We start from the raw sequence: 19,255 nt of genomic DNA, 5'->3' as shown, positions 1-19,255 counted from the left end.
TAAGTCGTTCAGCCGGCGCATCCGGCCAGCCCTGCCCGATCATGCCTAGGCCTCGGATTTGCCATCGGGTTCCCGCAGATAATGCACCAGCCGATTCGTGGCGCGATCGGGCGGCGGCGTTAGCAGCGACACCACAATCATCGTCAGAAACGCCGCAGGCGCGCCAAACACGCCCGCTGCAATAGGCTGTATGCCCCACCACAGCTCCACCGGCTGCGCGCGATCGATGCCGAACACCCATTCGCGCAGCCACGGATGCGTGTGCGCCATATAGGTAAACGTCACCGCCAGGCCTACGCCCATACCGAAGACAGCACCCCATTTGTTCGCACGCCGCCAAAATATGCCCATGACAAGCGCGGGGAAAAACGATGAGGCTGCGAAAGAAAACGCGGCGGACACCATGAAGAGAATATCCGCCGGCTTGCGCGCCGCGACCCAGGCCGCGGCAAAGGCGACCGCCAGCAGCAGGATCTTGGACACCATCACCCGCCGCGCCGCCGACATGCGCGGGGACACGACCCGATACCACATGTCGTGCGACAGAGAGTTCGACAAAGTCAGCAGTAACCCGTCCGCAGTCGAAAGCGCCGCGGCCAGCCCGCCCGCGGCCACCAACCCCGAAATCACATAGGGCAGGCCGCCGATCTCCGGCATGGCCAGCACCACCACGTCAGCGCCCATGCTGATTTCACCTAACTGCACCTTGCCATCGCGATTAACGTCAACCAGATCCAGCAGATTGACGTCGACCGCGCTCCACGCGTGCACCCAGCTGGGCAGGTGCGCGAAATCGCTTCCCACGACCTGTGTGTAGACCTCGTATTTAACGAGCAGCGCCAGCGCGGGCGCCATGAAATATAAGAGCAGAATAAATAACAAGGACCAGCAGACCGAACGCCGCGCTTCGATCACCGAACGCGTCGTGTACGACCGCATCAGAATATGCGGCATGCCGGCCGTGCCCAGCATCAAACACAGCACCAGCGATAAAAAGTTCAGCCGCATCTGCTGACGTTCCTGGGGATCGGCGGCAGGGAACGGTTCGGCGTGGGGCACCGGCCGCGCGCCGCGCGCTTCAAAGGTGGCGCGCGCCTGGGACCATGCCGCTCGCGCGGCCTCTACACTTTCGGGATATGTCTCCAGTTCGCGTTCGACCGTACGGACATCCACCATGGACGCCCCTATCGCCGTCAATTCCGCCAACCGTTGGCGCAGCCGGTCCTTTTCCTGAGACCAGGATTCGGGCAGCGCCTCCAGGCGCTGGGTCATTTCATCGGCGCGCGCCTTCCATAGCTGGCGTACTTGCAGTTCGGACACGTCCTTGCCCAACTGGGTTTCCCGCTCGGTAATTTCCTGCAAGACAGTGCCGCCAGCCAGCTGCGGCAAGGGCAGATCGGTATGTTTCATCGACAACCAGATGACGGGCACCAGATACGCCACCACCAGGATGATGTACTGCCCCACCTGAGTCCACGTCACCGCGCGCATACCGCCCAGGAACGAACACACCAGCATGCCGCCCAAGGCCACGAAAATGCCCAGCTCGAACGAAATACCGGTCATGCGCGTGGTGATGATGCCCACGCCATAGATCTGCGCTACCAGATAGGTGAATGAGCACAGCACCGCGCAGGCTACACCGGCCAATCGCGCGAGATTGCCGCCATAACGCGCCCCCATGAAGTCCGGCAACGTGTACTGGCCGAACTTGCGCAGGTACGGCGCCAGCAAGAGCGCCACAAGTACATAGCCGCCCGTCCAGCCCATGATGTAGGCCAGGCCGCCATACCCCGTCAGATAAAGCGTGCCCGCCACGCCAATAAACGAGGCCACCGACATCCAGTCCGCCGCGGTGGCCATGCCGTTATAGACGGCAGGTACCCGGCGTCCCGCCACGTAGTATTCAACCTGATCGGAGGTGCGACAGACAATACCGATACCCGCATAAAGGCTGACGGTCACCAGCAGGAACGCGTATCCGATCCAATTGCGTGGCAAGCCGGCGAGCTCGGCCAGCGCCAACAACACGATAAGCAGGGCAAAGCCCGCCGTGTAAAGCACATAGATGCGCCGCAACCGCTTGTCGAACTCACGCGGACTGTCTCCGGTAAACGGCATTAATCGCTCCGCTTTTCCTCGTCCGCCAACCGTGCGTCCGCCTTATTCATGAAGCGTGCGTAGAGCACGACGAGAACCAGATAGCAAAGCGGCGCGCCATAAGCGGCCATCCAGAACGCGAAGGGCCAGCCAATGAAATCGAATGTCAGCTCGCGGGCAAAGTAGGCGGGGACGAAGGTAAGCAACAGCCAGATGCCGAGCAACACCCCGATAAGCATGAGATTGCGCCGCCAATATCTGCGCAGGGCATGTGGGGGAGGATCGTCGATTTGCGGCATGGAAAGTGGACCGCCCGGTCGGGTTTCTAACGCAGCATACGCACGGTGGGCAAGATGGGCAAATGCGCAAGATGAGCCTTATGCGACAACGGCCGGCACCTCCTGGTGCCAGCCGTTGTGCGTTTTGCTTTTATTTGGGTACTGCTAGTTTGTTTATACCGGTGCCGCCGGTCGCCCTTTTTTGGGCTATTTGTCTCCTCACCTGCATGAAAGCAATTGTGCACCACGAACGGGCCAAGGACACTAGGGGAATGCCCTAAGTTAGCGCGAAACAACACTGCATTCGCACCATTTCGGTGCATTTTGCCATAAAAAAAAGCCACCCACATCGTGGGTGGCCAAGAACAAGGTGCCCCGACTCCGCTCGGAAAGAGGGCGACCCGTACCTCGATATCAGAAGCGATGACGCAGGCCGACACCAACCGTCGTCATCTTGTTGCCGTCTACGAAGCCAGCAGCATCCGCATACGAAGCGAACGTGTACAAGTTGGTGCGCTTGGACAGGTCGTAGGTGTACCCCACGCTGTAGATGTCCATGGCTTCCAGCCCCTTGTTGGGGTCTGCACGTTGCCACGAAGCGAAGACGTTGCTGGCGCCGCCGACCGGAGCGCTAACACCGACCAGGTACGAGTTGATCTTCAAGCCTTTCCAGGTGAACGCATCGATGGTGTCGCCTTGACCGCGCGCCGGGGTATTGGTGTTAACTCCGCCGCCGTAAAAGCCGAAGTCTTCTTGACCCGACAGCACACCGTCCTTGCCCCAGCCGTAGGCCAGCGAGAGTTTGACCACTTCGAAGTCATACGCCGCGCCAATAATGGCCTGCTTCGGTTGCGGCTGGTTGGGCTTGAGGAACTGCTGGTCATAAGACACGACCACAGCCAGCGGGCCGTTGTTATAGCGCAGACCGGTGGTGACACCACGGCTATTGTCGTTGGTCTTGAATCCGCCCGGGCGGGATACGTCGTCCACATTGAACGAGTAACCGATGCCAAACTGGAATCCGCTATACGACGGGGTCTGATACATGACCATATTGTCGTAGCGAACCGTGTTGGCGGCACTGAAAGCCGACCCCATCGAGGCATTCAAATAGCTCAGCGAGAACGGATCGATGTCCGCGAAATACTTAGACGCGATGTTGGTTTGACGGCCCAAATCCAGACGACCCCACGCGTCGCTCTGCAGACCAACCGTGGCTTGACGACCGAACAGACGGTCGCCTTGTTTTCTTCTACCATTCGAAGAGTTGAACCCGCCTTCCAGGACAAAAACGGCTTGCACGCCGTCGCCCAGATCTTCGGTGCCGCGCAGGCCCCAGCGCGAACCGCTCTGGATACCATCGGTCATACCGAATCGGGAATGATAATCGCCGCCGTACTCACCGCGATTCTGGTCGTCCGTGCCGACCTTGCCACGCTGGTAGGTCAGGCCCGTATCGATCAAACCGTACAAGGTCACTTGCGTTTCTGCCAACGCGGTGCCGCTCATTCCAGCGAGGATAGCGCCAGCCAACAGAGTTTTTGTTAGTTTCATGTCCTTATCCCGATCAGTAGAGAAAGCCGTAGTCCCCACCCACGGAGACCGCCAGAGCCATACGTTAGAGAAAGGCGGACAGCGCCCTAAAACTAGGCACTACACGATGTAACAAAAAACAACACCGACCTGATTCTACAGAGTGCAACCCAAAACAACACCGAAATCTTTGGTTTCACAAATAACATTCGCCAGTTACTCGAGCATTGCGATTAAACAACATTCGTTCGTCTGGCGAGATTCCAAAAGAAAGCGACAAGATACCGGAGGATGCCGGCGTATTAGCCGATATTTGAGACAGATACAGCCGGTTTATTTTGCAATAATGCGATAGATTGTCGCACTTAACCCCGATTTAGGCTACATATTTTCGCGCATTACACGACCAAAGCCCGAGCATGACACCTGTGTGGCCCCTTCAAGCAAACGGGCGAAGTCATAGGTCACGTGCCCGGAGGCAATGGTCTTTTCCATGCTCGTAATGATCAAATCCGCGGCCTCTACCCAGCCGAGATGACGCAGCATCATTTCGGCCGCCAGGATCGACGAACCGGGGTTGACGTAGTCTTTGCCCGCGTATTTCGGCGCCGTGCCATGGGTAGCCTCGAACATCGCCACCGAGTCCGACAGGTTGCCGCCGGGAGCGATACCAATGCCGCCCACTTGCGCACCCAGCGCATCCGAGATGTAGTCGCCATTCAAGTTAAGTGTGGCAATCACGTCATACTCGGCCGGACGCAGCAAAACCTGCTGCAAGAAAGCGTCGGCGAAGGAATCCTTGATCGTAATCTCGCGGCCCGTCTTGGGGTTCTTCAGTTTGCACCACGGACCACCATCAATCACCCGTGCGCCGAATTCCCGTTGTGCCAGTGCATAGCCCCAGTCACGGAATCCCCCTTCGGTGAATTTCATGATGTTGCCCTTATGGACCAGCGTGACCGAGGAGCGGTCATGATCGATCGCATACTGAATCGCTTTACGCACCAGGCGTTCAGTGCCTTCGCGCGATACGGGCTTGATGCCGATGGCCGAGGTGTCGGGAAAACGAATTTGATTTACGCCCAACTTGTCTTGCAGAAACTGAATCAGCGCGCGCGCCTCGTCGGTATCGGCCGCATATTCGATGCCGGCGTAAATGTCCTCGGAATTTTCCCGGAAGATCACCATATCGATCTTCTGCGGTTCACGCACGGGCGAAGGTACGCCCTTGTGATAGCGCACCGGGCGCACGCAGGCATAAAGATCGAGCTGCTGACGCAAGGCCACGTTCAGTGAGCGGATATCGCCGCTATGCGGCACCGTCAGCGGTCCTTTGATGGACACGACATAGTCTTTGACAACGGCCAGTGTTTCCTCGGGCAGCCACACATCGGGGCCATAGACCTTCGTGGCTTTTTCACCGGCATACACTTCCATCCAATGAATTTTGCGTGTGCCGTCATACGCTTTATTCACGGCCGCGTTGACCACATCGATCATCACAGGGGTGATGTCGATGCCGGTTCCATCACCCTCAATATAAGGAATGACAGGATGGTCGGGGACATTCAGCGTCCCGTCGTCATGGATGGTGATCTTCTGGCCCTCAGCGGGGACCTTAATATGTTGGTAGGACATGAGTGCTCCTCGGATAGTGGATGGCTTTGCCTACCGGTTCGATCGAAGCGCGGTTCATGGCGCCTGTACCGCTCCCGAATGTCCCCTCTCCCAGGACGCGATTCAAGGAAACGCATGGCGCAGAACCCACATGGCAACCGAGCCAGACGGCGGATCGACGCTAATTCTAGCGCCACCCGCCGGCCCGAGGCCGGGCGCTCGGCGGTGGAGCGCTAAAATGGTGCGGTTCCCTTTTGCAAGCACTGCCCCATGTTCAACCCTTCTCGGGACCAAGTCCGCGAATTCTTTATCGAAGCCTGGCGCAAGCACCGCGACGCCGAGGTCCTGACGCCTTTGGAGTCCATGGCGTTGGACTGGATGATCGAGCATCCCGAATACCACGGCGATCTCGAGGATCCCGAGGCGATGACGGCCGAATATCCGGTGGAGAAAGGGCGCACCAATCCGTTTCTGCATCTGTCGATGCATCTGGCCATCGCGGAGCAGTTATCCATCGACCATCCGCGTGGTATCCGGCAGGCCTATCAGCAACTGGTCGCGCGCAGCGATGCGCACCAGGCCGCCCATGAAATCATGGAGTGCCTGGGGCAAGTCGTGTGGGAAGCCCAACGCCTGGGCACGCCGCTCGATAGCGATGCCTATATCGATCTGATCCGCCAACGCGCGAGCCGATAAAGGCGGTGGCGGCTGCAGGCAGACAGCCCAAGCGCGTCGCGCATGGAAGACGGCGTGTCGCCATGGCAGACAGCCACAGAGATTCGCCGTCAGCCAGAAGGCCAATCCACGTCAGGCTATTTACGCACGCCCAGGTCACTGGGCTGCGCCGATAGCCAGTGCGCCACTTGCTCGATATCCTTATCCGACAGCTGCACGGCGAAAGCGCCCATGATGGGGTTTTTGCGCACGTTCGCGGTCGCGGGTGCGCCCGCGGCGCCACGCCGGTAGGCCTTTAAAGCCTGAATCAGATAATCCGCATGCTGCCCCGCCAATACCGGGTACGCCGGGTCCACCGATGTCTTCGCGTCCGCGCCATGACACGAAGCGCAGTTGAATTTATCGAACACCGCTTTACCGGCCGCCAGGTCCTGTGCCTGGGCGAATCCGCCAGTCGTTGCCACGATCAAGCCCGCCAGGGTATACACCGTCCGTTTCATCTAAGGCCCCTCGTCATTTGAGATTGGAGTAGTAAGCGGCCAGATCAGCGATATCCTGGTCGCTCAGGCTGCCCGCGATCGCATCCATGGTGGGATGGCTGCGCGCGCCTTTTTTGTACTCATTGAGGGCGGCCTCGATGTACTTGGCGTTCTGGCCAGCAATCATCGGCACGTGATAAAGCTCGGGAAAACTCGCCTTGTAGCCAGGGATGCCGTGGCACCCGACGCACATGGAGATTTTGTCTTTGGCGTTCTGGATATTGCCCGTGGGCGCAGCATCAGCCGCGGCCGCATGACCAGAGATCGCACAGGAAACCACTACAACCAGCGAGGACAGATAGGTTTTCAACTTCATTGAATTGGCTCTTTGTAAGGCTGAAAACTGTGCTCGGGATGAGCGGCTGGGCCTGGACCCAGCTACAAGCCGAATGATTGTACGATACTTGTTCTGAAGCCAAACCTAAACCGGGATTGCCCCGCTCACCTTTCATCGCCTATGTCCGCTGCCCAGAGTTCCGCCGCCCGCTTCGAAGGATCCGACCGCTACGTCGCTACCGATGACCTCAAGCTGGCGGTCAACGCTGCCTTGACGTTGCAACGCCCGCTGTTGATCAAGGGGGAACCCGGAACCGGCAAGACAATGCTGGCGGAAGAAGTCGCCCGCGCACTGGGCCGGCCCCTGCTGCAATGGCATATCAAATCGACCACCAAGGCTCACCAGGGCCTCTACGAATACGATGCGGTATCGCGTCTGCGCGACTCGCAATTAGGCGACGAAAAAGTCCGCGATATCGGCAACTATATTGTCAAAGGCACGCTCTGGCAGGCCTTCGAGGCACCCGAACCGGTAGTGCTGTTGATCGACGAAATCGACAAGGCCGACATCGAGTTCCCTAACGATCTGTTGCGTGAATTGGATCGCATGGAGTTCCATGTGTATGAAACGCGGCAGACAATCGCGGCGGTCCATCGTCCGCTGGTGATCATCACGTCGAATAACGAGAAGGATCTGCCCGACGCCTTCCTCCGCCGTTGCTTTTTCCATTACATCCGATTCCCCGATCGCGACACGATGCGCGATATCGTCGGCGTGCACTATCCGGATATCAAACAGGACGTGCTGCGCGCGGCACTGGATACGTTCTTTGCACTGCGCGAAGCGCCCGGCCTGAAAAAGAAACCCTCGACCTCCGAGTTCCTCGATTGGCTGCGCCTGCTCTTGGTCGAAGGCGCAAGCGCTGCCGAAATCGATGCGCATGCGGCCACCGCCATCCCCATGATGGCCGGCGCGCTGTTAAAAAACGAGCAGGATCTGCAGCTGCTGGAGCGGCTGGCAGCCATGACGCGCGGTACGCGACGCTGATATGCTGATCGACTTCTTCTACCACCTGCGCGCCCATCAGCTGCCCGTCTCGGTCAAGGAATACCTGACCCTGCTCGAAGCCCTGCAGCAAGGCGTGATGGCGCCCACGCTGGATGATTTCTATTATCTGGCGCGCACCACACTGGTGAAGGACGAGTCGCTCTTCGACCGCTATGACGCGGCTTTCGGCGCCTACTATCGCGGCATCGAAGCCAAGCTGCCAGCAGGCAAAGACATCCCGCTGGACTGGTTGATCAAGGAGTTCGAAAAAAGCCTGACGCCGGAACAAAAGGCCGCCATTGAAAAGCACGGCTGGGACAAGCTGATGGAGCTTTTCAAGCAGCGCCTGGCAGAGCAAAAAGAGCGTCACGCTGGCGGCAGTAAATGGATCGGCACCGGCGGCACCTCGCCCTTCGGCAATGGCGGCTATCACCCGGAAGGCATCCGCGTCGGCGGCCAATCGGCGGGCAATCGCACGGCCGTCAAGGTTTGGGATGAACGCCAATTTCGCGATTACGACGACCAGCTCGAACTGGGCACGCGCAACTTCAAGGTCGCCCTACGACGCCTGCGCCGTTTCGCGCGCGAGGGCGCGGATCTGGAGCTGGATCTGGATGACACCATCGCCAGCACGGCGCGCAACGCCGGGCATCTGGATCTGCGTCTGGTGCCCGAGCGACACAACACGGTCAAGGTGCTGATGCTGTTGGATGTCGGCGGCAGCATGGACGATCACATCGCGCGCGTCGAGGAACTGTTTTCCGCCGCGCGCAGCGAATTCCGGAATATGGAGGTGTACTACTTCCATAACTGCCCGTACGAAACGCTATGGCAGAGCAATCGCCGGCGGCAAAGCGAACGCTTTGACACCTGGGATGTACTGCGCAAGTACAACTCCGACTGGCGCCTCATTATTGTCGGCGATGCGACGATGAGCCCCTACGAGATCGTGCATCCCGGTGGATCGGTGGAGCACTACAACAAAGAGGCCGGCGCGGTATGGCTGCGCCGCCTGCTCGACGCCTGGCCTAAAGCCGCGTGGTTGAATCCCGAACCCACGGCATCGTGGCAATATCGACAATCCATCTCGCTGGTGCGCGAGATCATGCAGGATCGCATGTATCCGGTCACCGTGGCGGGCCTGGAGCAGGCGATGCGACAGCTATCCAAATGATGCGTTATGACGGGGCCTATGCAGGCCCCGCTTAGCCATCCACGGGATCTGACGGCGTATCCAGGATCAGTTGATAAAACGCCAGATCTAGCCATCGTCCGAATTTGAAGCCCGCATGACGAATCGTGCCGGCATGCTCAAAGCCCAGTTTTTCATGCAGACGGATGCTGGCGGTGTTGGTCGCGTCAATCCCGCCCACCAACACATGAAGCTGCCTCTCACGCGCATGGTCGATCACCCGACGCATCAAGGCCTCGGCCAGCCCTTGCCCACGAAAGCGGGGATCGACATACACGGAATGTTCCACCGTGTACTTATTGGCGGGATACGCACGGAAACTGCCGTAGCTGGCAAAGCCCATCAGCTCGCCGGCCGCGTTCTCGTAGCCTAATACGGGGAAATTCCCGGTGGCTTTCGCGGCGAACCAGGCCTGCATCGAGGCTTGCGTGCGCGGCTGGTAGTCGTATAGCGCCGTCGAGTTCAGGATGGCGTCATTAAAGAGCGCCAGGATCGCGGGACCATGACGGGTCAGCGTACATTGCACGGGCACGGCGCCCGTCACGCCGACTGGGGTAGGGTCAGATTTCATCGCGGAAATTATAGCGACGCGAGGGGTGGCACCAGGGGGATGGCGGAACCAAATGAACCGTATACACTCCAACGACTTTCGCTCGTTACATGGATGGTTACTATGCGATTATCGCTTTTTGGCCTGGGCGCCCGGTTTCATGCGCTCCTAGTCACTTCGTTTTTGGCCTTCCACGTCGGGGCCGCGACGCTACCTGCGGGAATGACCGAGGTCACCTCGGTAGAGGGCATCACAGAATATCGATTAGCGAATGGCCTGCGTGTTTTGCTCGCCCCGGACGCATCCAAGCCCACCACGACCGTCAATATGACGTATCTGGTCGGCTCGCGCCACGAGAACTACGGCGAGACCGGCATGGCGCATTTGCTTGAACACATGCTGTTCAAGGGCACGCCCACGACACGTAATGCCTTGGGAGAGTTCTCCAAGCGCGGCTTGCAAGCCAACGGTTCCACCTCGGGTGACCGCACCAATTATTTCGCCAGCTTCGCCGCCGACCCGGAGACCTTGAAATGGTATCTGGGCTGGCAGGCCGATGCGATGGTGAACTCGACCATTTCCCGCGAAGACCTCGATTCCGAGATGACCGTGGTGCGCAACGAGATGGAAAGCGGTGAAAACAGCCCATTTCGCGTCTTGATGCAGAAAATGATGGCCGCCGCGTTTCAGTGGCATAACTATGGCAAGAGCACCATCGGCGCGCGCTCGGACGTCGAGAACGTCGACATCGCGCAGTTGCGCAAGTTCTATCACGAGTACTATCAGCCCGATAACGCGGTGCTGATCGTCAGCGGCAGCTTCGATCCGCAGACGACACTCGAAGCGATCAGCGAAACGCTGGGCAAGCTGCCCAAGTCCGACCGCGCGCTGCCGCCAGAGTACACCGTGGAGCCCGTGCAAGACGGGGAACGCTCGGTGACGCTGCGCCGTGCCGGCGGCACGCCTTTGGTGGCCGCCATGTATCACATCCCCGCCGCTGGCAGCCCCGAGTATGCGCCTTTTGATCTGGCGACCATGATTCTGTCTGATACGCCGTCGGGCCGCCTCTACCATGCGCTGGTGCCCAAGAAGCTGGCCGCGGACGTATTTGGATTCGCCATGGACCAAGAGGACCCGGGCTTGGCCATGTTCGGCGCGCAATTGCAGCCGGGCATGAACCAAGACGAGGCGTTGCAGACGCTCACGAGCACACTGGAATCGATCAAGAACCATCCTTTCACGCAGGCCGAGCTTGATCGCGCCCGCAGCAAGTGGTTGACGGCATGGCAGCAGCTTTATTCCGACCCGGAAAACCTGGGTGTTGCGTTGTCGGAATCGATCGCCGCGGGCGATTGGCGTCTGTTTTTCCTGCATCGGGACCGCGTGCGCGATGCGAAGCTCGAGGACGTGCAGGACGTCGCCGTCAAGTATCTGAAGGCCAGCAATCGTACGGAAGGTCGTTATATTCCCACCGAGAAACCGGACCGCGCGCCGCTACTGACGCGCCCGGATCTGAGCGCGGCACTGAAGGACTACAAGGGCGATCCGGATTTCAAGCAAGCCGAGGCTTTTGATCCGTCGCCGGCCAACATCGACAAGCTCACGCAGCGCGAAACACTGAACCTGCCCAATGGCCCGGTCGAAGTGGCGCTGCTGCCCAAAGCGACGCGCGGTGGCCGTGTACAGGCGGAGCTGTTGATTCAGTTCGGCGATGCCACCACCCTGCGTGGTCAGCGGGTCAATGCCTCGACCGTGGCCGATCTGCTTGAACGCGGTACGCCAACGCTCACGCGTCAGGCGATCCAGGATCGCTTCGACGCGCTGCAGGCGGATGTGTCCTTTAATGGCGCGGGCACGACGCTGACGGTGTCCATGTCCACGGCTGGCGAACACTTGCCTGCCCTGGTGGATCTGGTGCTCGACGTGGTGCGTCATGCCAGTTTCCCGGAGGCCGAGGTCGAGGAATATCAGCGTCAGGCCGTAACTTCGATTCGTAGCGCGATGAACGAGCCGAGCGCATTGGCTCGCCGCGCGCTGGCGCGCCACGACAATGTGTGGCCGGTCGACGATGTACGCTATGTGCCGACCTACGAAGAGGAACTCAAAGAGGCCGAGGCGATCAAGCGTGACGAACTCGTGGCGTTTCACAAACGCTTTTATGGCGCGGGCGCGATTAAATTCGCCGCGGTCGGCGAGTTTGACCCTGCCGCGGTCAAGCAGTCGCTGACCAAAGGCCTGAACGGCTGGCAGAAAGCACCGGCGTTCAAACGTCTGGATAATCCTTATCGCGACATCAAGCCTGCGAATTTCGATATCGATACGCCGGACAAGGCTAACGCGTTTTTCATCTCGCGCATGCCGTTGAAGCTGCAAGACACCGATGCCGATTTCCCGGCACTGTATCTGGCGAACTTCCTGTTGGGTACGTCGGAGACTTCGCGTCTGTGGAATCGCGTGCGCGAGCAGGAAGGGCTGTCGTATAACGTGCGCAGCAATCTCAGCGTGTCGGCGTACGAGCCCTCAGGCAGCTGGACAATGTACGCCATCTACGCGCCGCAGAACCGCGAACGCCTGGAAAAAGCCATCCAGGAAGAACTGGCGCGCGCCACCAAGGATGGCTTCACCGAGCAAGAAGTCCGCGACGGGATTGCCGCCCTGTTGAACTACCGCAAGCTGTCACGCGCGCAGGACGGCGTGTTGGCCTCGACCTGGATCGACTACATGAGCCGCAAGCGCACGTTCGAATGGTCTGCTGCGATGGACGAGAAAATCGCCGCGCTGACAGCGGATCAGGTCAATGCCGCCGTGCGTAAGTACCTGCAGCCGGCGCAGTTCAGTACCGCGGTGGCCGGGGATTTCTCGGTGAACAAAGCGCACTGATGTCTGGAGCGTCCGTGCAAAGCTCGTTGATGGACTGACGCGCCACGCGACGGACAATTTGGACGAAAGAGCGATGGGGCCGGATCATCCGGCCTCGCCTGCTACGCCGGCCTCCGGGGCCGGCGTTTTTATTTCTACGCTACCGTATTGCGTCAGGCGCCCCAGATCTGTCCGATTTATCAAGATTCATTGGTGGGCACGCCCCTTCCCTGCGCAATCGCATCGGCATAAAAATGGCGCCAGGGCACGGTCACGTCTGTGCTTATCATCATTGTTTCACCGGCACATCATCACGGAGGTCCGGCATGCTACCCATCTCTTTTCCACCCCCAGTGCCCCAGCGTCTGCGGGACGCGGACGAGGAAACTGAAAAGCCCTCGCCGAATATCGAGCCCAACAACATTCCCTACCAGGGGGTATATGGACACGTAGATCCCAACGCGCCGACGCGCGCGGAGGTGCGCGCCGATCTGGTCAAAGCCAAAGCGGCCGGGTTGGTGACGTATGGGGAACAGGAGTATCCGGTGGAGCAGGCGCTGCGCCCGCACAAAACGCGGGCGCAAGTCATGGCCGAACTGGCCGAAGCCCAGGCCAGGGGTGAATACCATTTCGGGGAACTGGATTACCCGTGAGGGGGGTATCCGGATTCCTCACCTGAGGTCAATCCGGGGTACCCGCGATCGCTGTCACGCCTCGACGGGGCATGACAGCGATACGCAGACGCATCAGCTAAAGAACTCCTTGACGCGGTCCGTCCAGGATTTGCTCTGCGGCGAGTGGCGCTCGCCGCCGTCGTTTAACGACGCCTCAAATTGACGCAAGATGGCTTTTTGTTCGTCGTTCAAGCGCACCGGCGTCTCGACCACCACGTGGCAGTACAGATCGCCCGGATAGCTCGCACGCACCCCGCGAATACCCTTGCCGCGCAACCGGAACGTCTTGCCCGATTGAGTGCCTTCGGGAATCGTGATTTCCGCCTTTCCACCCAAGGTGGGCACCTGCAATTCGCCGCCCAAGGCTGCCGTGGTGAACGGAATCGTCAGCTCGCAATGCAGATCGTCGTCGTCACGCTGGAAGATCTTGTGCTGCTTGATGTGAATCTCGACGTACAGATCCCCCGGAGGCCCTCCGTTCAGACCTGGCTCGCCATTGCCGCTGGAGCGGATGCGCATACCGTCGTCGATCCCGGCGGGAATCTTGACCTGCAGGGTCTTGTTGCGACGCTTGCGGCCCACGCCATCGCAGGCGGTGCAAGGATCGGTGATCTCTTTGCCGCTGCCGTGGCAGGTCGGGCAGGTTTGCTGCACGCTGAAAAAGCCTTGCTGCATACGCACCGCGCCGGAGCCGCCGCAGGTATGGCAGGTCTTGGGCGTGGTCCCAGGCTTGGCGCCGCTGCCGTGGCAGACTTCACAGTTTTCCCAGCTGGGCACGCGGATTTCGGTGTCAAAGCCTTGTGCGGCCTGCTCCAGCGTGATTTCCAGCGAGTATTTGAGATCGGCACCGCGATAGACCTGAGGGCCACCGCCGCGGCGGCCGCCAGCGGCACCGAAAATCTCGCCAAAAATATCGCCAAACGCGTCGGCGAACCCTCCGCCCATACCCGCGCCACCCATGCCAGCGGCATTTGGATCCACGCCAGCATGACCGTAGCGGTCGTACGCGGCACGCTTCTGCTCGTCACCAAGGACCTCGTAGGCTTCCTTGATTTCCTTGAACTTTTCTTCGGCGTCTTTGTTATCCGGATTGCGGTCCGGATGGTATTTCATGGCCAGCTTGCGGTAGGCCTTTTTCAGCTCCTCGTCCGTAGCGTTTTTCGCCACGCCGAGCGCTTCGTAATAGTCGCGTTTTGCCATATTAACTAGGCTCGAGAACGAGCGATAACTTGGGATGATTCAGAACGAATCCGCCCGGTAACCGGACGATCCGGGTACCGGGCGCATTCTGACGTCATAGATGACCGTCTTGACCAGACTTATTGATCGCGCTTGACTTCTTTAAAGTCAGCATCGACCACGTTGTCATCAGCCGGCTTGGCGCCTTCGCCGCCCGCCTGCTGCGCGGCCTGAGCGGCCTGCATGTCGGCGTACATCTTCTCGCCCAGCTTTTGCGAGGCCGTGGACAGCGCTTCAACCTTGGCGTCGATCGCGGCCTTGTCGCCGTCCTTGAGCACTTCCTCGAGTTCCTTGATGGCGTTCTCGATGGCTTCCTTCTCGGAGGCGTCGAGCTTATCGCCATACTCGGTCAGCGACTTGCGGGTGGCGTGCACCAACGCGTCGGCCTGGTTGCGAGTCTGAGCCAGCTCGGCGATACGACGATCTTCCTCGGCGTTTGCCTCGGCATCCTTGACCATGCGCTGGATTTCGTCTTCCGACAAACCAGAGTTGGCCTTGATGGTGATCTTGTTTTCCTTGCCGGTGCCCTTGTCCTTGGCGGACACGTGCAGAATGCCGTTGGCGTCGATGTCGAACGTGACTTCGATTTGCGGCACACCGCGCGGCGCGGGCGGGATACCTTCGAGATTGAACTCACCCAGGCTCTTGTTGCCCGCGGCGATTTCACGCTCGCCCTGATACACCTTGATCGTCACGGCCGGCTGATTGTCGTCAGCGGTCGAGAACGTTTGCGAGAAACGTGTCGGGATCGTGGTGTTCTTCTGGATCATCTTGGTCATCACGCCGCCCAGGGTTTCGATACCCAGCGACAACGGGGTGACGTCCAGCAGCAGCACGTCCTTACGGTCGCCCGACAGCACGGAACCCTGGATCGCGGCGCCAGCGGCCACGGCTTCGTCGGGGTTCACGTCCTTGCGCGGATCCTTGCCGAAGAATTCCTTGACCTTTTCTTGGACCTTGGGCATACGGGTCATACCGCCGACCAGGATCACGTCGTCAATATCGGAAACCTTGACGCCAGCGTCCTTGATCGCGACGCGGCAGGGCTCGATCGTGCGGTCGATCAGTTCTTCGACCAAGGCTTCGAGCTTGGCGCGCGTGATCTTCAGGTTCAAGTGCTTCGGACCGGATGCATCGGCCGTGATGTACGGCAGGTTGATTTCGGTCTGTTGGCTGGACGAGAGCTCGATCTTGGCCTTTTCAGCGGCTTCTTTCAGTCGTTGCAGGGCCAGCACGTCCTTGGACAGGTCGGTGCCTTGCTCTTTCTTGAATTCGCCGATGATGTAGTCAATGATGCGCTGGTCGAAGTCTTCGCCACCGAGGAAGGTGTCGCCGTTGGTCGAGAGCACTTCGAACTGCTTTTCGCCGTCCACGTCAGCGATTTCGATGATGGACACGTCGAACGTACCGCCACCCAAGTCATACACGGCGATCTTGCGATCACCCTTTTCGGTCTTGTCCAGGCCGAAAGCCAGCGCGGCCGCGGTCGGCTCGTTGATGATGCGCTTGACTTCCAGACCGGCGATGCGGCCGGCGTCCTTGGTCGCCTGACGTTGGCTGTCGTTGAAGTAAGCCGGCACCGTGATCACGGCTTCGGTGACTTCTTCGCCCAGGTAGTCCTCGGCGGTTTTCTTCATCTTGCGCAGCACATCGGCCGACACTTGGGGAGGCGCCATTTTCTTGCCGCGCACTTCGACCCAGGCGTCGCCGTTATCGGCCTTGACGATGCTGTAGGGCATCAGGTCGATGTCTTTCTGAACGGCTTTTTCTTCGAACTTGCGGCCGATCAGGCGCTTGACAGCGTACAGGGTGTTCTTCGGGTTGGTCACCGCCTGGCGTTTGGCGGGAGCGCCGACCAGGGTTTCACCATCGTCCATGTAGGCGACGATGGAGGGCGTGGTGCGGGCGCCTTCAGCGTTTTCGATGATTTTGACCTGGCCACCGTCCATGACAGCCACGCAGCTGTTGGTCGTGCCCAAGTCGATGCCGATGATTTTGCTCATGGTTGGAATACCTTGCTAGAAATTCTGAATACGGAAATTTTTCGGGTTAAAACTCAGTCCCAACCTAACTGGGGTTGCTCGTGAGGTTTTTCAAGACCCCAAAACGCACGTTGCTACGAATTGTTGGCTGAGGCCTGTAAACGCGTCACGGCGCCAACAAATTGCGGCAACCCGGGCCAGCTGGTGATGCGTCCCAGACGCTTGCCGCCACGGTAAAACACGAAGGTCGGCACCCCATGCAACGCAAAGCGCAGCCCCAAGGCCTCGTCCGCGTAGACGTCGGCCTGGAACCACGTTAAACCCAGGTCCAGCAGCGCCTGCTGATGCAACAAGGCAGCCTGCTTGAACAGATTGCAGTTGTAACAGTCCTGGCCCCATAAGAACACGCAACGCAGGTCCTCGCCCGGCGCGTTGACGACAGCCGCGTCGAGATCGGCGCTGCTGACGGGTCGCATCCCGAAGACGTCAAAGACCTGCGATGGGTCGAAATTCATGGGGCCAGACATCTCGGCGCCCTTAACCGGCGGCGACGGTTACCAGGGCCGGACGCAGCGTGCGGTCGGCAATGGCATAGCCTTTTTGAAGCAACTGCACCACTGTGTTGGCGGGTTGCTCGGCCGGCACCGAGGAAATGGCCTGATGCAGATGGGGGTCGAATTTATCGCCCTGAGCCGGAGCGATTTCCTTGAGCAGGTTGCGCTCGAAGGCGCTGGTTAGCTGCTTGAGCGTGACTTCGACACCGGCGCGCAGGTCGTCGAGCGTCTGGTCGGCCTGGGCCAATGCGGCCTCGAGGCTGTCGCGCACGGGGACCAGGCTCTCGGCGAAGGACTCGATGCCGAATTTACGGGCCTTGGACACATCCTCTTGGGCGCGGCGGCGGACGTTTTCCGCTTCGGCGTGCGTACGCAGCAACTGATCTTTCTGGCTGGCCACGGTCGCTTCTGCGGCCTCCAGCTCGGCGCGCAATGCGGCGATCTCGGCTTGCAACGACTCAATCGTGACCGGGGTTTGCTCGCCGGAACCCTGGGACTCGGGAGCTTGATCGACAGGCTCTTGAGATGCCGTCATGGGGGAATCCTCCAAAAAACAGTAACGTAGGCCCCAATAATGGGGGCCTAATCCCCGATTTCAAGAGGCCCGGCGTAAACCGCGTTATTTAACCGCCGGGCTGCGTGGTCGAAGGCGGATCGCTGGCCGGGAACGTATCGTCCAGCGCCTCGTCCAGCTCGTCTTCGAGCGCTTCTTCCTCGGCATCCGAGTCAGGGTTCACCGCTGCAGGGGGATCGCTGGCGGGAAAGGTATCGTCCAGGGCTTGATCGAGCTGCTCTTCCCCGCGCTCGTCCGTCTGGGCCGGCCCCTTGGGCTGGGAGTTGGGTTCTTTTCCGGACTCTTTGGATGGTTTCATTATCGATCTCCTAAAAGCAACCGTATCGGCGCCCGGGGCGGGTCATCCACCCGAGTGCGCCTTTTCAGTGTACGGGCCTTAGCGATCGGCGGGTATCCAACCTTGTAAGTGATTGTCGACCAGATCAGTCAGCCCACCGATCCAGGCAGGGTGATCGTTCAGCGCGGGGATATAGCGGAACTGGCGGCCGCCTGCCTGCAGAAACGCGTCGCGGCATTCTTGACTGATTTCCTCCAGCGTTTCCAGGCAATCGGCGACAAAGCCCGGGCAGACGACGTCGACTTCGGTCACGCCTTGCGCGGCCAGCGTTTTGAGCGTGGGCTCGGTATAGGGCTCCAGCCAGCGCGCCGCGCCGAAACGGCTTTGGAAGGTGACCTCGATTTGCTCGGCCGTCAAATCCAGACGGTCCCGCAGCGCGGACGCGGTCTGCAAGCAATCCCGATAGTAGGGATCGCCCAGCTCGACCGAATAGCGAGGCAGGCCGTGAAAGCTCATGACCAGCTTTTGCGGGCGGCCATTGCGGTCCCAATACGTGGAGATCTTCTGTGCCAGTGCATCCAGATACCCCGGATGCAAATGGAATCGTTTGATGAAACGCATTTCCGGCTGGTCGCGCAGCTTGGCCAGGTGGCTGGCGACGGCGTCGAAGACCGTGGCCGTGGTGCTGGCGGCAAACTGAGGATATAGCGGCACGGTCAAAATGCGATCGCACCCCTGCTCGCGCAGCGCCGCGATGCCCTGCGCGATGGAAGGTTCACCATAGCGCATGGCAAGTTGCACACGCACATCCTTGCCTCGCGCCTGCAAGGCTTGCGCCACGCCCTCGGCTTGGCGCTGGCTATAGACCAAGAGGGGCGAGCCGCCTTCCATCCAGATGCTTTCATAGCGCGGCTGCAGGCGGCGCGGGCGGCGGGCAAGCACCAGACCATGCAAAATCGGCAACCACAGATAGCGGGGAATCTCGATCACGCGCGGATCGGACAGAAACGCCGCCAAATATTTGCGGATGTCGCGTGGCGTGGTCGTGGACGGCGTGCCCAGGTTTACCAGCAGTACGCCTACCGGGCCAGGGGCGCGGATAGCGGGGTTTTCGTCAAAAGGATCCGCCACGGCGGGTTCAGGCAGGTAGCGTTCGGGCCATAGATACTTAAACAGGCGCAAAAACACGAAGACCCCCTAAAGAAAACGTTGAGCTCGACGCGATCTGAATCGCGACAGCCAGACGCGGACCGCGTGGCACGTGGCATGGCCCGCGACACCACACGCG

Annotated in this window: 18 protein-coding genes; 5 read left to right on the top strand and 13 right to left on the bottom strand. The window is 59.9% G+C overall.

The features are described 5' to 3' along the window. Positions 1-45: 45 nt before the first annotated feature. The 4 genes from GOQ25_RS18755 to icd form a co-directional block, all read right to left on the bottom strand. Positions 46-2,121, bottom strand: coding sequence for a VC_2705 family sodium/solute symporter (locus tag GOQ25_RS18755; protein ID WP_160351992.1), 2,076 nt, complete (start codon positions 2,119-2,121; stop codon positions 46-48). Beyond that, the gene (locus GOQ25_RS18750; RefSeq protein ID WP_160351991.1) at positions 2,121-2,399 is read right to left on the bottom strand and encodes a DUF4212 domain-containing protein; all 279 of its coding nucleotides are present in this window, start codon (positions 2,397-2,399) and stop codon (positions 2,121-2,123) included. The genes GOQ25_RS18755 and GOQ25_RS18750 overlap by 1 nt, the downstream gene beginning before the upstream one ends. Positions 2,400-2,792: 393 nt before the next feature. After that, positions 2,793-3,932, bottom strand: a complete 1,140-nt coding sequence (locus GOQ25_RS18745; RefSeq protein ID WP_160351990.1) for a porin — start codon at positions 3,930-3,932, stop codon at positions 2,793-2,795. A 360-nt stretch (positions 3,933-4,292) separates the two neighbouring features. Further along, complete coding sequence (icd, locus tag GOQ25_RS18740; protein WP_160351989.1) at positions 4,293-5,549, bottom strand: NADP-dependent isocitrate dehydrogenase; 1,257 nt, start codon at positions 5,547-5,549, stop codon at positions 4,293-4,295. Between the two features lie 249 nt (positions 5,550-5,798). On the opposite strand from icd, the gene GOQ25_RS18735 reads away from it, so the two are divergent. Then, the gene (locus GOQ25_RS18735) at positions 5,799-6,224 is read left to right on the top strand and encodes a DUF1841 family protein (protein WP_160351988.1); all 426 of its coding nucleotides are present in this window, start codon (positions 5,799-5,801) and stop codon (positions 6,222-6,224) included. Between the two features lie 116 nt (positions 6,225-6,340). On the opposite strand, the gene GOQ25_RS18730 is transcribed toward GOQ25_RS18735, so the two are convergent. Together GOQ25_RS18730 and GOQ25_RS18725 are read right to left on the bottom strand one after the other, a co-directional pair. Further along, a complete protein-coding gene (locus GOQ25_RS18730; RefSeq protein ID WP_160351987.1) occupies positions 6,341-6,703 on the bottom strand; it encodes a cytochrome c in 363 nt (120 codons plus the stop codon). Between the two features lie 13 nt (positions 6,704-6,716). Beyond that, the gene (locus tag GOQ25_RS18725; RefSeq protein ID WP_160351986.1) at positions 6,717-7,058 is read right to left on the bottom strand and encodes a cytochrome c; all 342 of its coding nucleotides are present in this window, start codon (positions 7,056-7,058) and stop codon (positions 6,717-6,719) included. A 141-nt stretch (positions 7,059-7,199) separates the two neighbouring features. Here GOQ25_RS18725 and GOQ25_RS18720 point away from each other — a divergent pair, with 141 nt between their 5' ends. Then, positions 7,200-8,066, top strand: a complete 867-nt coding sequence (locus GOQ25_RS18720; protein WP_160351985.1) for a MoxR family ATPase — start codon at positions 7,200-7,202, stop codon at positions 8,064-8,066. A 1-nt stretch (position 8,067) separates the two neighbouring features. Beyond that, the gene (locus GOQ25_RS18715; protein WP_160351984.1) at positions 8,068-9,240 is read left to right on the top strand and encodes a VWA domain-containing protein; all 1,173 of its coding nucleotides are present in this window, start codon (positions 8,068-8,070) and stop codon (positions 9,238-9,240) included. Positions 9,241-9,271: 31 nt separating this feature from the next. Here GOQ25_RS18715 and GOQ25_RS18710 read toward each other — a convergent pair whose 3' ends face one another. Beyond that, positions 9,272-9,829: a GNAT family N-acetyltransferase gene (locus GOQ25_RS18710; protein ID WP_160351983.1), complete on the bottom strand. Its 558-nt coding sequence runs from the start codon at positions 9,827-9,829 to the stop codon at positions 9,272-9,274. Between the two features lie 102 nt (positions 9,830-9,931). On the opposite strand from GOQ25_RS18710, the gene GOQ25_RS18705 reads away from it, so the two are divergent. Next, positions 9,932-12,688 carry a pitrilysin family protein gene (locus GOQ25_RS18705; protein WP_160351982.1) on the top strand — a complete coding sequence of 919 codons (2,757 nt, stop codon included), beginning with the start codon at positions 9,932-9,934 and terminating at the stop codon, positions 12,686-12,688. 305 nt (positions 12,689-12,993) lie between these two features. Beyond that, positions 12,994-13,320 carry a DUF4148 domain-containing protein gene (locus GOQ25_RS18700; protein WP_160351981.1) on the top strand — a complete coding sequence of 109 codons (327 nt, stop codon included), beginning with the start codon at positions 12,994-12,996 and terminating at the stop codon, positions 13,318-13,320. A gap of 93 nt (positions 13,321-13,413) precedes the next feature. Here the strand turns inward: GOQ25_RS18700 and dnaJ are convergent, their stop codons facing one another. From dnaJ to hemH, 6 genes are all read right to left on the bottom strand, one after another. Then, a complete protein-coding gene (dnaJ, locus tag GOQ25_RS18695; RefSeq protein ID WP_160351980.1) occupies positions 13,414-14,541 on the bottom strand; it encodes a molecular chaperone DnaJ in 1,128 nt (375 codons plus the stop codon). Positions 14,542-14,660: 119 nt separating this feature from the next. Then, positions 14,661-16,583 carry a molecular chaperone DnaK gene (gene dnaK / locus GOQ25_RS18690; RefSeq protein ID WP_160351979.1) on the bottom strand — a complete coding sequence of 641 codons (1,923 nt, stop codon included), beginning with the start codon at positions 16,581-16,583 and terminating at the stop codon, positions 14,661-14,663. A 113-nt stretch (positions 16,584-16,696) separates the two neighbouring features. Next, positions 16,697-17,089 (bottom strand): thioredoxin family protein, encoded by a 393-nt coding sequence (locus GOQ25_RS18685; RefSeq protein WP_160351978.1) that lies wholly within the window; start codon positions 17,087-17,089, stop codon positions 16,697-16,699. Positions 17,090-17,099: 10 nt separating this feature from the next. Continuing rightward, positions 17,100-17,651: a nucleotide exchange factor GrpE gene (grpE, locus tag GOQ25_RS18680; RefSeq protein ID WP_160351977.1), complete on the bottom strand. Its 552-nt coding sequence runs from the start codon at positions 17,649-17,651 to the stop codon at positions 17,100-17,102. Between the two features lie 88 nt (positions 17,652-17,739). After that, entirely contained in the window at positions 17,740-17,988 is a 249-nt protein-coding gene (locus GOQ25_RS18675) for a hypothetical protein (RefSeq protein ID WP_160351976.1), read from the bottom strand. A 78-nt stretch (positions 17,989-18,066) separates the two neighbouring features. Beyond that, positions 18,067-19,155: a ferrochelatase gene (gene hemH, locus GOQ25_RS18670; protein WP_160351975.1), complete on the bottom strand. Its 1,089-nt coding sequence runs from the start codon at positions 19,153-19,155 to the stop codon at positions 18,067-18,069. Between the last annotated feature and the right edge of the window lie 100 nt (positions 19,156-19,255).

Origin of the sequence: Bordetella sp. 15P40C-2, assembly GCF_009763235.1 — a bacterium.
Lineage (GTDB): Bacteria > Pseudomonadota > Gammaproteobacteria > Burkholderiales > Burkholderiaceae_B > Bordetella_A.
Note: the sequence above shows the minus strand (reverse complement) of the source record. Positions and strands in the feature narration are given on the sequence as shown.

What these genes read in the sequence shown, in the direction of transcription:
- GOQ25_RS18755 (WP_160351992.1), bottom strand. Translation starts at nt 2,121, where the DNA reads ATGCCGTTTACCGGAGACAGTCCGCGTGAGTTCGACAAGCGGTTGCGG.
- GOQ25_RS18750 (WP_160351991.1), bottom strand. Translation starts at nt 2,399, where the DNA reads ATGCCGCAAATCGACGATCCTCCCCCACATGCCCTGCGCAGATATTGG.
- GOQ25_RS18745 (WP_160351990.1), bottom strand. Translation starts at nt 3,932, where the DNA reads ATGAAACTAACAAAAACTCTGTTGGCTGGCGCTATCCTCGCTGGAATG.
- icd (WP_160351989.1), bottom strand. Translation starts at nt 5,549, where the DNA reads ATGTCCTACCAACATATTAAGGTCCCCGCTGAGGGCCAGAAGATCACC.
- GOQ25_RS18735 (WP_160351988.1), top strand. Translation starts at nt 5,799, where the DNA reads ATGTTCAACCCTTCTCGGGACCAAGTCCGCGAATTCTTTATCGAAGCC.
- GOQ25_RS18730 (WP_160351987.1), bottom strand. Translation starts at nt 6,703, where the DNA reads ATGAAACGGACGGTGTATACCCTGGCGGGCTTGATCGTGGCAACGACT.
- GOQ25_RS18725 (WP_160351986.1), bottom strand. Translation starts at nt 7,058, where the DNA reads ATGAAGTTGAAAACCTATCTGTCCTCGCTGGTTGTAGTGGTTTCCTGT.
- GOQ25_RS18720 (WP_160351985.1), top strand. Translation starts at nt 7,200, where the DNA reads ATGTCCGCTGCCCAGAGTTCCGCCGCCCGCTTCGAAGGATCCGACCGC.
- GOQ25_RS18715 (WP_160351984.1), top strand. Translation starts at nt 8,068, where the DNA reads ATGCTGATCGACTTCTTCTACCACCTGCGCGCCCATCAGCTGCCCGTC.
- GOQ25_RS18710 (WP_160351983.1), bottom strand. Translation starts at nt 9,829, where the DNA reads ATGAAATCTGACCCTACCCCAGTCGGCGTGACGGGCGCCGTGCCCGTG.
- GOQ25_RS18705 (WP_160351982.1), top strand. Translation starts at nt 9,932, where the DNA reads ATGCGATTATCGCTTTTTGGCCTGGGCGCCCGGTTTCATGCGCTCCTA.
- GOQ25_RS18700 (WP_160351981.1), top strand. Translation starts at nt 12,994, where the DNA reads ATGCTACCCATCTCTTTTCCACCCCCAGTGCCCCAGCGTCTGCGGGAC.
- dnaJ (WP_160351980.1), bottom strand. Translation starts at nt 14,541, where the DNA reads ATGGCAAAACGCGACTATTACGAAGCGCTCGGCGTGGCGAAAAACGCT.
- dnaK (WP_160351979.1), bottom strand. Translation starts at nt 16,583, where the DNA reads ATGAGCAAAATCATCGGCATCGACTTGGGCACGACCAACAGCTGCGTG.
- GOQ25_RS18685 (WP_160351978.1), bottom strand. Translation starts at nt 17,089, where the DNA reads ATGTCTGGCCCCATGAATTTCGACCCATCGCAGGTCTTTGACGTCTTC.
- grpE (WP_160351977.1), bottom strand. Translation starts at nt 17,651, where the DNA reads ATGACGGCATCTCAAGAGCCTGTCGATCAAGCTCCCGAGTCCCAGGGT.
- GOQ25_RS18675 (WP_160351976.1), bottom strand. Translation starts at nt 17,988, where the DNA reads ATGAAACCATCCAAAGAGTCCGGAAAAGAACCCAACTCCCAGCCCAAG.